This is a genomic window from Streptomyces sp. NPDC049879 (genome assembly GCF_044461265.1).
Classification (GTDB): domain Bacteria; phylum Actinomycetota; class Actinomycetes; order Streptomycetales; family Streptomycetaceae; genus Streptomyces.
This window is the reverse complement of record NZ_JBITKT010000006.1, coordinates 341,452-354,404: the sequence shown is the minus strand read 5'-3', so window position 1 is coordinate 354,404 and position 12,953 is coordinate 341,452. Positions and strand designations below refer to the sequence as shown.

Below are 12,953 nucleotides of genomic sequence, written 5' to 3'. Positions count from 1 at the left end.
ACTTCCACGAGGAGGAACGATGCACGACGCCGGCGCGTGGGCATTCCTGATCGGCGGCACGATGCTGCTGCTGGCGAGCCTGTTCGGCCGCGGCCGGGAGACGGGCCGCAGGCGGCTGTTACGCGCGGCGGTCGGCCTGTGCGGGATCGCCGCGGGCGGCCTGCGCCTGCTGTCCGGCTGAGGCGCGTACGGAACGGCCCCGCCCGCCCCCGGCGCGGTGCCGGGAGCGGGCGGGGACGGCGGACTGCTGAGGGGCCCGCCGTCAGAACTCGTCGTCGAACGCGACGTTCCCCTCGACGGCCACCTGGTAGGCGGACGGGCGCCGCTCGAAGAAGTTGGTCAGCTCCTGGACGTCCTGCAGCTCCATGAAGGCGAACGGGTTCTCCGACCCGTAGACCGGCTTCAGCCCGAGCCGCACGAGGCGCTGGTCGGCGACGCACTCCAGGTACTCGCGCATCGACTCGGTGTTCATCCCGGCCAGGCCGTCGCCGCACAGGTCGCGGGCGAACTGCAGCTCGGCCGCCACCGCCTCGCGCAGCATCTCGGTGACCTCGCGCTCCATCTCCTCGTCGAAGAGGTCGGGCTCCTCCTGGCGGACGGTGTCCACCACGGCGAACGCGAAGTCCATGTGGCAGCTCTCGTCGCGGAACACCCAGTTGGTGCCGGTCGCCAGGCCGTGCAGCAGCCCGCGCGACCTGAACCAGTAGACGTACGCGAAGGCGCCGTAGAAGAACAGCCCCTCGATGCACGCGGCGAAGCAGATCAGGTTCAGCAGGAACCGGCGCCGGTCGGCCCGCGACTCCAGCTGCCTGATGTCCTCGACGGAGTCGATCCACTTGAAGCAGAACTGCGCCTTCTCGCGGATGGACGGGATGTTCTCCACCGCCGCGAACGCCTCGGCGCGGTCGTCCGGGTCGGGCAGGTAGGTGTCCAGCAGCGTCAGGTAGAACTGGACGTGCACGGCCTCCTCGAACAGCTGCCGCGACAGGTACAGCCGCGCCTCGGGCGAGTTGATGTGCTTGTACAGCGTCAGCACCAGGTTGTTCGCCACGATCGAGTCGCCGGTCGCGAAGAACGCCACCAGCCGCCCGATCAGGTGCTGCTCGCCGGGCGAGAGCTTCGCCAGGTCGGCCACGTCCGAGTGGAGGTCGACCTCCTCGACCGTCCAGGTGTTCTTGATGGCGTCCCGGTAGCGCTCGTAGAACGCCGGGTAGCGCATCGGGCGCAGCGTCAGCTCGAAGCCGGGGTCGAGGAGGTTCTTGACGGCCGCGTCGGACGCGGTGCGGGGGTCGGGGACGGTGGTCACTGGCAGGCCTCGCAGGACTCGGGGTTCTCCAGGGAGCAGGCGACGGCCTGCTCGTCGAGGGGGACCGCGGCGGGTGTGGGGACGGTGGCGACGGTGGCGGCGCGCGCGGACCTGGCGATCCGCGTCGCCGGGCGCGAGCGCAGGTAGTAGGTGGTCTTCAGGCCGCGCTTCCAGGCGTACGCGTACATCGAGCTGAGCTTCCCGATGGTCGGCGCGGCCATGAAGAGGTTGAGCGACTGGCTCTGGTCGAGGTACGGGGTCCGCGCGGCGGCCATGTCGATCAGCGCGCGCTGCGGCAGCTCCCAGGCGGTGCGGTACAGCTCGCGCAGCTCGGCGGGCAGGCCCGGCAGGTCGGCGACCGAGCCGTTCGCCTCGCGCAGGGCGGCGCGCGTGGTCTCGTCCCACAGCCCGAGCCGCTTCAGCTCGGCGACCAGGTACGAGTTCACCTGGAGGAACTCGCCGCTCAGCGTCTCGCGCTTGAACAGGTTGGACACCTGCGGCTCGATGCACTCGTACACGCCCGCGATCGAGGCGATCGTCGCGGTCGGCGCGATGGCGAGGAGCAGCGAGTTGCGCATCCCGGTGCGGGCGATGCGGGCGCGCAGCGCCTCCCAGCGCTCGGGCCAGGCGGGCGCGGCGTCGGCGTAGTGGTCCGGGTGGAGGACGCCGTCGGCGGTGCGGGTGTCGGCCCAGCCGCGGTGCGGCCCGTGCCGCTCGGCGAGGACGGAGGACGTCTCGTAGGCGGCCAGCATGATCCGCTCGCTGATCCGGGTGGACAGCTCGCGCGCGGCGGGGGAGTCGAAGGGCAGGCCGAGCCGGAAGAAGACGTCCTGGAGGCCCATCACGCCGAGGGCCACCGGGCGCCAGCGGGAGTTGGAGGTGGCGGCCTGGCCGGTCGGGTAGAAGTTCAGGTCCACGACGCGGTCGAGGAACGTGACGGCGGTGCGCACCGTCGCGTCAAGACGCTCCCAGTCCATCCCGCCGTCGGCGCCGAGGTGGGCGGCGAGGTTGACCGAGCCGAGGTTGCACACGGCGGTCTCGCCGTCGTCGGTGACCTCCAGGATCTCGGTGCAGAGGTTCGAGGAGTGGACGATGGCGCCGGGGCGCGCGGTCTGGTTGGCCGTGCGGTTGGCGGCGTCCTTGAAGGTCATCCAGCCGTTGCCGGTCTGCGCGAGGGTGCGCATCATGCGGGAGTACAGCTGGCGGGCGGGGACGGTCCGCAGGGCGAGGCCCTCCGCCTCGGCGCGCCGGTAGGCGGCGTCGAAGTCGTCGCCCCACAGGTCCACGAGGTGCGGCACGTCGGCGGGGGAGAACAGCGACCAGTCGCCGTCCGCCTCCACGCGGCGCATGAACTCGTCCGGGATCCAGTGGGCGAGGTTCAGGTTGTGGGTGCGGCGGGCCTCCTCGCCCGTGTTGTCCCGCAGTTCGAGGAACTCCTCGATGTCCGCGTGCCATGTCTCCAGGTAGACGCAGGCCGCGCCCTTGCGCCGCCCGCCCTGGTTGACCGCCGCGACGGACGCGTCCAGCGTGCGCAGGAACGGGACGATCCCGTTCGACTTGCCGTTGGTCCCCCGGATCAGCGAACCGCGGGCGCGCACCCGCGAGTACGGCAGGCCGATGCCCCCGGCGTGCTTGGAGAGGCGGGCGATCTGGTGGTAGCGGTCGTAGATGGAGTCCAGCTCGTCCAGCGGCGAGTCCAGCAGGTAGCAGGACGACATCTGCGGGTGGCTGGTCCCGGAGTTGAACAGCGTGGGCGACGAGGGCAGGTACGCCAGCGAGCTGGTCAGCCGGTACAGCTCGGCGACCTCGGCCAGCGCGCGCGGCGACTCGTCCTCGGCCAGGCCGCAGGCGACGCGCAGCAGGAAGTGCTGCGCCGTCTCGATGACGCGCCGGGTGAGGGGGTGGCGCAGCACGTACCGGGACTCCACGGTCCGCAGCCCGAAGTACTCGAAGCGGTCGTCGGCGCCGTCGGCGACCGCACGGTCCACGAGCGCGTCGAGATCCGCCGCGTGGCGCGCGACGAAGGAGGCGGTGCGGTCCGAGATCAGACCCTCGCGGTGACCGACCGTGATCGACGCGGAGAAGGAGACGGCACCCTGCCCCGCCGCCTCGTCGCGGACCGCCAGGGTCAGCAGCCGGGCCGCGAGTTTCGAGTACGCGGGTTCCTCGGCGATCAGCGCGGCCGCGGCGTCGATGGCGAGCGCGCGCAGCTCCTCGGGTCCCGCGCCGGGGTGCCTGCCCCTGCGGACGGCGGCGGCGACCCGGGCGGGGTCGGTCGCGGGAAGGTCGGCGGCCAGCTCGCCCAGGACGCGCGACAGCGCGTCTGAGGCCGGCTCCGCGGGGGCGACGGGTGCAGTGGTCACTGGGACGTGATCTCCCTCGAATCGCAGCGGATCTGAGGGGCGTTCGCGGGCGGGACCACCGGTCGCCTGCGGGCATGCGTGTAGTGGGGCAAACACATGCCGCACGCGTCCGCCGGCCCAACCCACGAGGCCCGGACGTGTTCGTGGAACTGCCGGCAGGTGCTCGGACTCGTGACGCGCGGCGAGGCGCGGCGCATCACACACCGTTGCGGGACAGCTCCGGATTCGCACCGGATTCCCCTGCGACGACAGCGAGATGAGCATACATCTTGTGTCGCGTGCGGCGGAGCCCCCTATATGTTGTGGTCGTCACGCGAGGGGTCGGACAGCTCGTGTGCGAACGCGTGAAGCCGCACGCCGGGCACCGGTTCCCAGTCGAGATCCGGCGCCCTGTCGAAGCCGAGCCGCCCGTACAGCCGGTGTGCAGTGTGCATCTGCGACTGACTCGACAGCACGACACGCCGCGCGCCGACCTCGCCCGCCCGGCGCAGGCACTCCCGGACGAGCGCCTCGCCCACGCCGCGTCCCCGCACCCGCGGGTCCACCGCCAGCATGCGGAACTCGGCCTCGCCGGGACCCGCCAGATCGGCGAACTCGCCGCCCCTGCCGACGAACGTGACGCTCCCGACGATCCGCCCCCCGCCCCCGTCCCCGTCCGCCGCGCCCGACTCCACGGCCACCAGCACGTCCGCGTGCGCCGCCCGCCGCACCGCGTCCCGCAGCTCCGCGAAGTACGGGTCGTCCGCGCCCTGGAGCAGCAGCCCGCCCTCCAGGTACACCCGCGCCGTGAGTTCCCCCGCGGCGTCCAGCTCGTCGTTCCGCGCTTCCCTGATCACGATGTCCATGAACACAGTGTGACCGAGGGGTCTGACAACCGGCCTCCGCCGGGACGCCCCCGGCGGAGGCGCGCTCAGCGCAGCCGCAGCACCCAGTACCCCGCCTCCTGTGCGACCACCTCGTAAACCCCGTCGGGGTTCATCCGGTGCGCGTAGAGCGTCAGTTCCTCGGCCGTCTGCGCCGGGTCCCAGTAGGCGATGTACTCGGGCGCGGGCCCGTCCGTGTTCCCGATCCAGAAGACGCGGCAGCGCGCCGTCAGATGCGCTATCGGCCGCACGTTGGCCGCCACCTCCGCGCCGTCCGGGATCACCGACAGCACCCGTTCCCCCGCCGCGGCCAGATGGCCCGGCCGGTAGGTCGCGGTGTGGGTGAGCCCGGCGACCGGCAGGGCCGTGCTCAGCGCCAGCGCGGCGGCCAGCACGCCCATCGGCAGCCGTTCCGCGTACGCCCGCAGCCACGGCCGCCGTTCGCCCGCCCGCGTACGCGCCACGGCGTCCACGAGCGCGAGCGCCACCACCGGCATCAGCACCGCGCTGTAGTGCCAGTCGGTGCCCCAGTAGTGCGGGTCGTCCGAGACGAAGCGCCAGCCCAGCGTGGGCAGCAGGACGAGCAGCAGCGGGGAGCGCAGCGCCAGCAGCCCCGTCGTGGGCACCAGCACCCACAGCAGCGTGCGCAGCTTCTGGTCGACGTCCGTGAACGCCGTCTGCACCGGCCCGCCGCCGTCCCCCACCTTGGACCAGTAGTCGTAGCCCCCGCCCGAGTTGAACGCCGGTATCAGCACCGCGATCGTCAGCAGGCACGCCAGCGCCGCGCACACCGCGAAGACCACCGCCCGCCGCACCACGCGCGGATCCGGCCCGCCGCGCGCCCGCAGCGCCACCACGGCGCCGATCGCGGCCGCGGTGAGCCCCAGGTCCTCCTTCACGACGAGCAGCGGCAGCGCCCACCACAGCGCCGCCCGGTACCGCTCCCGCAGCAGCGCCTCCAGCGAGAACGCGATCAGCGGCACGGCGAACGCGATCTCGTGGAAGTCGAAGTCCACGGCCCGCTGCACGCCCCACGACAGCCCGTACGCCGCGCCGACCGCCGCCCCCGTCGCCCGCCCCAGCAGGTACGCGGCCACCCGCGTCACCGGCACCACCGCGAGCGCGAACAGCGCCGCCTGCGCCACCAGCAGCGTCACCGGCGTCGGGAACAGCCGGTAGAACGGGGCGATCAGCGCCGTCACCGGGCTGAAGTGGTCGCCCAGCAGCGCGAAGTCCGGCCCCTTGAGGTCCGAGACGGGCAGCCGCAGCCCGGCGTAGGAGCGGACCGCCTGCTCGAATATCCCGAGGTCCCAGGAACGGTTCTCCCAGCGCAGGTGCCGCGTCACCGACACCGCCGTGTACAGCACCAGGAACACGGCGGCCAGCAGGTACGGATCGGCGCGCGGCCCCGGCCGGAAGGGGACGCGCCGCCCGGCTATCGGGCCCGCGTCGGCATCACGCTCGCCCGCGGCGGTGAGCGTCGTCATGTCCGCCCACCCCCCGGAGTGCCCCGCACCGCCACCTCTTCCCCTTCCGTCCCGCGCGCCCGCGCCCGTCCGGCCGCTTCCCCCCCTTCATACGCCGGGCGGCGGGCGGCCGGTCACCAGGAGGGCCCGCAGGACGAGTGAGGGCCGTCACACCACGCGGTGTGACGGCCCCTCACGCGCGCGCGTGCGGCGCGCCCGGCTCAGCAGCAGCCGTGGTAGCCGCCGTCGCGCGGGTCGCCGTAGCGCTCGGCGACGCGCCGCCGCTCGAACGCCCGGCGGCTCGGCACCTCGGCGTCCGGGTCGGCGGCCCGCAGCAGCGCCACGTGCCGGTCGTACGCGTTCTCGCCGGTGAACTCGGTGACGTACCAGCGCAGCCACGCCAGCGCGCGGCGCGGCGCGCCGGCCACGGCGGCGGCCCGCGTCACTCCCGCACCTCCGCCCCGGCCCGTTCGCCGTCCGCCTGCCGGGGGATGCCGCCCCCGGGGCCGAGGCCCGCGGCGGCCAGCTCGGCGCGCTCCTCGCGCGTGGCGATCAGCCCGGCGGGCGCGACGATGCGGGACTCGGTGTACGGCGCCTCGGCGAGCGCGACCGAGCCCGGCCGCCTGATCGCCTTGACGCACACCCGCAGCGCGTCGGCGAAGACGACGATCACGAGCAGCGCCAGCACGGCGGACAGGAAGGCGTCCAGCGTGGCGGTGCTGACGATGGTCCGCATGTCGTCCATGTCCTGGGCGCCGGTCAGCAGCTCCCCGGCGTCGATGCCGTCCTGGTACCGGTCGCGGCGGGCGAGGAAGCCGACCGCCGGGTCGCCGGAGAAGACCTTCTGCCAGCTCGCGGTGAGCGTCACGACGGACACCCAGGTGAGCGGCAGCAGCGTCACCCACACGTACTTCAGGCGCCCGGACTTCACCAGCAGGACGGTGCAGACGGCCAGGGCGACCGCGCCGAGCAGCTGGTTGGAGATGCCGAAGATGGGATAGAGCGTGTTGATGCCGCCGAGCGGGTCGTGCACGCCGACCCACAGCAGGTAGCCCCACAGCGCGGTGACCACGGCGCTGGAGATCCAGACGCCCGGCATCCAGTTGGTCGACCGGAAGCGGCCGAGGCGCGGGTGGACGCTCGCGATGGCGTCCTGGAGGATGAACCGCCCCACGCGCGTGCCCGCGTCTATGGCCGTCAGGATGAACAGGGCCTCGAACATGATCGCGAAGTGATACCAGAACGAGCTCATCGCGTCGCCGCCGAGGAAGTCCGCCAGGATGGCCGACAGGCCGAGCGCCAGCGTCGGCGCCCCGCCGGTGCGCGACAGCAGCGACTCCTCCTCCACCGACTCGGCGGCGGAGGCGAGCTGTTCCGGCGTCAGGGAGAAGCCCCAGGAGCTGATGGTGTCGGAGGCCGCCTGGAGGGTGTCGCCGATGACGGCGGGTGGCGCGTTCATCGCGAAGTACGTGCCGGGGTCGAGGACGCAGGCGGCGGTGATCGCCATGACGGCGACGGACGACTCCATCAGCATGGCGCCGTAGCCGATCGTCCTGACCTGGGTCTCCTTCTGGATCATCTTCGGCGTGGTGCCCGAGGAGATCAGCGAGTGGAAGCCGGAGAGCGCGCCGCACGCGATGGTGATGAAGACGAACGGGAACAGCGACCCGGCGAAGACCGGCCCCTCCCCGTTGGACGCGAAGTCGGTCACCGCGTCCATCTGGAGCGTCGGCAGCGTGATGACGATCGCGAGCGCGAGCAGCCCGATCGTGCCGACCTTCATGAACGTCGACAGGTAGTCGCGCGGCACCAGCAGCAGCCACACGGGCGCGACGGACGCGGCGAAGCCGTAGATCACCAGCCAGCCGACGAGCGCGCCGGGGGAGAGGGTGAACGTGTCGGCGAGCCCCGAGTTGGCGATCCAGCGGCCGGAGACGATGGCCAGCAGGAGCAGCGCGACGCCGATGACCGTCACCTCGGCGATGCGTCCCGGCCGCAGGTAGCGCAGGTAGATGCCCATGAACAGCGCGATCGGGATCGTCAGGCCGACGGAGAACGTGCCCCAGGGCGATTCGGCGAGCGCGTTCACGACGATGAGCGCGAGCACCGCCAGTATGATGATCATGATGCTAAAGATGGCGATGACCGCCGCGATCCCGCCGACGAGCCCGATCTCCTCGCGCGCGATCTGCCCCAGGCTCTTGCCGTCCCGCCGGGTCGAGAAGAACAGCACCACCATGTCCTGCACGGCGCCCGCGAAGATGACGCCGACGATGATCCAGATCGTCCCCGGCAGATAGCCCATCTGGGCCGCCAGCACCGGCCCGACCAGCGGGCCCGCGCCCGAGATGCCCGCGAAGTGGTGGCCGAGCAGGACCCGGCGGTCGGTGGCGTGGTAGTCGAGGCCGTCCGCCATCCGCTCCGCCGGGGTGGCCCGCGTCCTGTCCACCCGCAGGACGCGGTGCGCGATGAACTTGGAGTAGAACCGGTACCCGATCGCGTACGTCCCGAGCGCCGCCGCCACCATCCAGGCGGCGGAGACCTCCTCGCCGCGCGCGAGTGCCAGCATCGACCAGCCGATCGCGCCCACCGCGGCGACGGCGGTCCAGATGGCGATGGACCCCACCCGGGGCCGTGGTCGTATTGGAGTTGTCCGCACGATGCACTCTCCCGCCGTCTTCCTTGACTGACGCCCGGGAATCTAGGGCAGTCGGCGGCGGATGACCATGGTGCGTACGGCGGGGGACGGTCCGGAAATCGCTCAGCGGGGCTCGTGCGGCTCCTGCGGCTCGCGCGGCTCGTGCGGCCTTTCGAGGTTGGCGACGAACTTGTACCGGTCGCCCCGGTAGACCGAGCGCACCCATTCGACCGGTTCGCCCCGCGTGTCGCGCGAGTGCCGCGAGAGCATCAGCATCGGCAGCCCGACGTCCGTGCCGAGCAGCCCGGCCTCGCGCGGGTTGGCCAGGGACGTCTCGATCGTCTCCTCCGCGCGGGCGAGGTGCACGTCGTACACCTCGGCCAGCGCCGTGTACAGCGACGCGTACCGCACCAGGCTGCGGCGCAGCAGGGGGAAACGCTCCTGCGACAGGTGCGTCGTCTCGATCGCCATCGGCTCGCCGCTGGCCAGCCGGAGCCGCTCGATGCGCAGCACCCGGCCGCCCTCCGCCAGGTCGAGGAGGCCGCTGAGGCGCTCGTCGGCGGTGATGTAGCCGATCTCCAGCAGCTGCGAGGTCGGTTCGAGACCCTGGGCCCGCATGTCCTCCGTGTAGGAAGTCAGCTGAAGAGCCTGCGAAACCTTGGGCTTGGCGACGAAGGTGCCCTTACCCTGGATGCGTTCGAGCCGGCCTTCGACCACCAGTTCCTGGAGGGCCTGGCGGACGGTCGTGCGCGAGGTGTCGAACTCGGTGGCCAGCGAACGCTCGGGCGGCACCGGTGTGCCGGGCGGCAGGGTCTCCGTCATCTGGAGGAGGTGGCGCTTGAGCCGGTAGTACTTCGGGACGCGCGCGGTGCGAGTCCGGTCCGCTCCCTCGGGACCGGTGCCCGCGCCGGTCACCGGACCCCCGTCCCTGGCCATCGCACGCCTTCCCGAGCTGTTCCGTTCTGCCGTCACCGGTTTCCTCCGTGACTTCGAAGCTCACATCGTGGCACGGGCCGAAGCGCCCCGTTGTTCCCGGGCGGATGTCGGTCCGGTAACGGACGGCGCACGCCGCTCGTGGTCTCTTGACACCCCGTCTTGGTCTAGTCCAAGCTCCCGGGCAACTGGTCTACACCTCTTGTCTACACCATTAATACGGAACGAAGGGAGCGTGACGTGAAGCACAAGCTGGTCGCTGCGGTCGGTGTGGCAGCCATGACGGCGGCCCTGGCCGCCTGTGGGGACGACGGCAGCGGTGGGGGCGGCGGCAGCGAGGGCGGCGCCGACTCCATCACCGTCTGGCTGATGGACGGTTCGGCCCCCGACCCCTGGGTGCAGGAGCTGAAGGCGGCGTTCGAGGCCGAGCACGATGTGACGGTCAACGTCGAGATCCAGCAGTGGGACGGCATCCAGGAGCGGGTCACCACGGCCCTCTCCGAGGACGGCACCGTCGACGTCCTGGAGATCGGCAACACCCAGACCGTCGGCTACGCGAACACCGGCGGCCTCGCCGACCTGAGCGACTTCGCGGACGAGCCGTGGACCGAGTCGATGCTCGACTCGGCCCAGGTGGACGACACCCTCTACGCGGTGCCGTGGTACGGCGCCAACCGTGTGGTCGTGTACGACCGCAGCATCTGGGAAGAGGCGGGCGCCGAGGTCCCGACGACGCGCGACGAGTGGATCACCGCGCTCGAGGCCATCGACGAGAACACCGAGGCCGAGCCCATCTACCTGCCCGGCCAGTCGTACTACGTGCTCGGCGGCTTCCTCGCCGACGAGGGTGGCAGCTTCGCGGTCGAGGACGGCGACGGCTGGGCCGGCGGCCTGGCGACGCCCGAGGGCGAGGCCGCCATGGACTTCTACGGCCAGCTCCAGGCGTTCTCCTCCGCGCCGACCGACGTCGACGAGGCGGAGCCGCAGCAGTCCACCGAGGTCGTCCCCAACCAGGAGGTCGCCTCCTGGATCGGTCTCGGCTGGGAGGCTGCGGGTGCCACCGCCGCCATCGAGGAGGCCGGCGGCGAGGCCGACTTCGGCTACTTCCCGATCCCCGGCAAGACCGCCGACGAGCTGGGCCACGTCTTCCTCGGCGGCTCCAACCTGGCGATCTCCGAGCGCGCCGGCGACAAGGAGCTGGCCACGGAGTTCCTGCGGATGGCCACCTCGCAGGAGTGGCAGCAGAAGTACGTCGACGCCAACAACGGCGGTGTCGTCCCGAACCGCTCCGACGTCACGGCCAGCCCCGAGGCGGAGAGCTTCGCCGAGGCGATGGTCCAGCCGGTCGATTTCGGCTTCCTGCCGCCGCTGACCACCGGATGGGCCAACGTCGAGACCGAGCCCAACCCGATCAAGGAATTGATGACGAAGGCTCTCAACGGTGACGACTACCAGTCCGCCGCCGAAGAGGCCGACTCGGAGATCACCGACCGGATCAACCGCGAGTAACGCCGCGTCACCGGGGTGCCGTCCGCCGTCCGGCCGGACGGCACCCCCTTCGCCGTGCGAGGGAAGGCACGCATGACCGTAGACATCGAGAAGGCAGCACCACCCCCCGTACCGCCGGTGGGGAAGACCACGACCGGCCTGCCCAAGCGCCGCAGGCGCCCCGTGCTGCCGGGCGGCTGGGTCCCGTACCTGCTGGTCGCCCCCGCGCTGGCGGCCCTCGCGGCGGTCCTCGGCTACTCCCTGGTCCGCAACGTCCTGATCTCCTTCCAGGAGTTCGGCCGCCGCCAGCTCATCAGCCGGACGACCGAGTACACCGGCCTCGACAACTTCCGGCGCGTCCTGGAGATGGACCGCTTCTGGGACTCCGTCGGCCGCACGTTCGTCTTCACCGCCGTCAACGTCGTCCTGATCATGCTGATCGGCACGCTCGTCGGCCTGCTGCTGCGCCAGCTCGGCCGGGTGATGCGGCTGATCCTGGCGATCAGCCTGGTCGTCGCGTGGGCCATGCCGGTGATCGCAGCCACCACCGTGTTCCGCTGGCTGTTCGACACGCAGTTCGGCGTCGCCAACTGGGCGATGCGCACGCTCGGCTTCTCCGGCTACGAGGAACACAACTGGTTCGACTCCGGCGTCTCGACGCTGACGATCGCCACCATCCTCATCACCTGGGCCTCCATCCCCTTCGTCGCCCTCAACCTCTACGCGGGTCTCACCACCGTCAGCGGCGAGGTCCTGGAGGCGGCACGCATGGACGGCGCGGGCAGCTGGCGCATCTTCTGGTCGATCATCGCCCCGATCATGCGGCCGTTCTTCCTCATCACCACCTTCCTGGAGATCATCTGGGTCTTCAAGGCCTTCCCCCAGGTCTACGCGCTCAACGGAGGCGGACCCGACCGCGCGTCCGAGACGCTCCCGGTCATGGCCTACGTCGAGGGCATGGGCCAGAACCAGTACGGCACCGGCGCGGCCATCTCCGTGCTCACCGTCCTGATACTGCTGGTCGTCATGTCCTTCTACTTCCGCCTCATCCTCAAACAGGAGAAGGAGCAGGACGCGTGAACGTGCGCAGGCTCTCCCTCAACGCGGTGGCCGTCCTCCTGTCGGCGGTCTTCCTCTTCCCCGTGTACTGGATGTTCTCCTCCTCCTTCAAGGAGAACTCCCAGGTCCTCACGAAGGACCCGGTCTTCTTCTTCACCCCGACCTTCGAGCACTACACGACGGCCCAGGACGCCCCCCTGTTCTGGACGTACGTCCGCAACAGCCTCGTCGTCACCGTCGGCGCCGTCGTCCTCGCTCTCGTGGTCGCGCTGCTCGCCTCCTACGCCATCGCGCGGATGCGCTTCCGCGGCAAGCGGGCCATGGTCCTCACCGTGATGGCCGCCCAGCTGGCGCCCTGGGAGGTCCTGGTCATCGTCGTGTACCTGAACGCGCGCGACCTCTCGATGCTCAACAGCATCGGCACCCTGCTGCTCGTCTACTTCGTCATGGCGCTGCCCTTCACCATCTGGACACTGCGCGGCTTCATCGCCGCCGTCCCGCAGGAGCTGGAGGAGTCGGCCCTGATCGACGGCTGCAACCGCACGCAGGCGTTCTACCGGATCATCTTCCCGCTCCTGGCGCCCGGCCTGATGGCCACCTCGCTGTTCGGCTTCATCCTGGCGTGGAACGAGTACGCCATGGTGTCCGTGCTCAACAAGACCCCGGGCACGGAGACCCTGCCCCGGTGGCTCAACAGCTTCCAGACGGCATTCGGCAACGACTGGGGCGCCACCATGGCGGCGGCCTCCATGTTCACCGTGCCCGTGCTCGTCGTCTTCCTCCTCTTCCAGCGACGGGTCACCGGCGGTCTGGCCGCCGGTGCCGTGAAGGGATAGC

11 protein-coding genes and 1 riboswitch are annotated in these 12,953 nt (G+C 71.2%); of the genes, 4 read left to right on the top strand and 7 right to left on the bottom strand.

Features of this window, described 5'->3' with window-relative positions; genetic code table 11:
* The first annotated feature begins 19 nt into the window (after positions 1 to 19).
* Positions 20 to 181, top strand: a complete 162-nt coding sequence (locus ACIBPC_RS22330) for a hypothetical protein (RefSeq protein ID WP_362961710.1) — start codon at positions 20 to 22, stop codon at positions 179 to 181.
* A gap of 81 nt (positions 182 to 262) precedes the next feature.
* Here the strand turns inward: ACIBPC_RS22330 and ACIBPC_RS22325 are convergent, their stop codons facing one another.
* The 7 genes from ACIBPC_RS22325 to ACIBPC_RS22295 form a co-directional block, all read right to left on the bottom strand.
* Positions 263 to 1,321 (bottom strand): ribonucleotide-diphosphate reductase subunit beta, encoded by a 1,059-nt coding sequence (locus tag ACIBPC_RS22325; protein ID WP_398847162.1) that lies wholly within the window; start codon positions 1,319 to 1,321, stop codon positions 263 to 265.
* On the bottom strand, positions 1,303 to 3,669 hold the full coding sequence (locus ACIBPC_RS22320) for a ribonucleoside-diphosphate reductase subunit alpha (RefSeq protein ID WP_398846966.1): 2,367 nt from the start codon (positions 3,667 to 3,669) through the stop codon (positions 1,303 to 1,305). The genes ACIBPC_RS22325 and ACIBPC_RS22320 overlap by 19 nt, the downstream gene beginning before the upstream one ends.
* 136 nt (positions 3,670 to 3,805) lie before the next feature.
* A riboswitch (cobalamin riboswitch) is annotated at positions 3,806 to 3,937 on the bottom strand.
* A gap of 25 nt (positions 3,938 to 3,962) precedes the next feature.
* Positions 3,963 to 4,514, bottom strand: coding sequence for a GNAT family N-acetyltransferase (locus ACIBPC_RS22315; protein WP_398846964.1), 552 nt, complete (start codon positions 4,512 to 4,514; stop codon positions 3,963 to 3,965).
* Between the two features lie 65 nt (positions 4,515 to 4,579).
* Positions 4,580 to 6,019 carry a DUF2079 domain-containing protein gene (locus tag ACIBPC_RS22310; protein WP_398846962.1) on the bottom strand — a complete coding sequence of 480 codons (1,440 nt, stop codon included), beginning with the start codon at positions 6,017 to 6,019 and terminating at the stop codon, positions 4,580 to 4,582.
* Positions 6,020 to 6,219: 200 nt separating this feature from the next.
* On the bottom strand, positions 6,220 to 6,444 hold the full coding sequence (locus ACIBPC_RS22305) for a YbdD/YjiX family protein (RefSeq protein WP_362961700.1): 225 nt from the start codon (positions 6,442 to 6,444) through the stop codon (positions 6,220 to 6,222).
* On the bottom strand, positions 6,441 to 8,567 hold the full coding sequence (locus ACIBPC_RS22300; protein ID WP_398847160.1) for a carbon starvation CstA family protein: 2,127 nt from the start codon (positions 8,565 to 8,567) through the stop codon (positions 6,441 to 6,443). The genes ACIBPC_RS22305 and ACIBPC_RS22300 overlap by 4 nt, the downstream gene beginning before the upstream one ends.
* Positions 8,568 to 8,759: 192 nt before the next feature.
* Entirely contained in the window at positions 8,760 to 9,572 is an 813-nt protein-coding gene (locus ACIBPC_RS22295; protein ID WP_362961698.1) for a GntR family transcriptional regulator, read from the bottom strand.
* 237 nt (positions 9,573 to 9,809) lie between these two features.
* Here ACIBPC_RS22295 and ACIBPC_RS22290 point away from each other — a divergent pair, with 237 nt between their 5' ends.
* The 3 genes from ACIBPC_RS22290 to ACIBPC_RS22280 all read left to right on the top strand — a co-directional run bounded on the left by ACIBPC_RS22290 (position 9,810) and on the right by ACIBPC_RS22280 (position 12,952).
* Positions 9,810 to 11,078: an extracellular solute-binding protein gene (locus ACIBPC_RS22290; protein ID WP_398846960.1), complete on the top strand. Its 1,269-nt coding sequence runs from the start codon at positions 9,810 to 9,812 to the stop codon at positions 11,076 to 11,078.
* A 72-nt stretch (positions 11,079 to 11,150) separates the two neighbouring features.
* Positions 11,151 to 12,137: a sugar ABC transporter permease gene (locus ACIBPC_RS22285; protein ID WP_362961694.1), complete on the top strand. Its 987-nt coding sequence runs from the start codon at positions 11,151 to 11,153 to the stop codon at positions 12,135 to 12,137.
* Complete coding sequence (locus ACIBPC_RS22280; RefSeq protein ID WP_362961692.1) at positions 12,134 to 12,952, top strand: carbohydrate ABC transporter permease; 819 nt, start codon at positions 12,134 to 12,136, stop codon at positions 12,950 to 12,952. The genes ACIBPC_RS22285 and ACIBPC_RS22280 overlap by 4 nt, the downstream gene beginning before the upstream one ends.
* Position 12,953 lies beyond the last annotated feature (1 nt).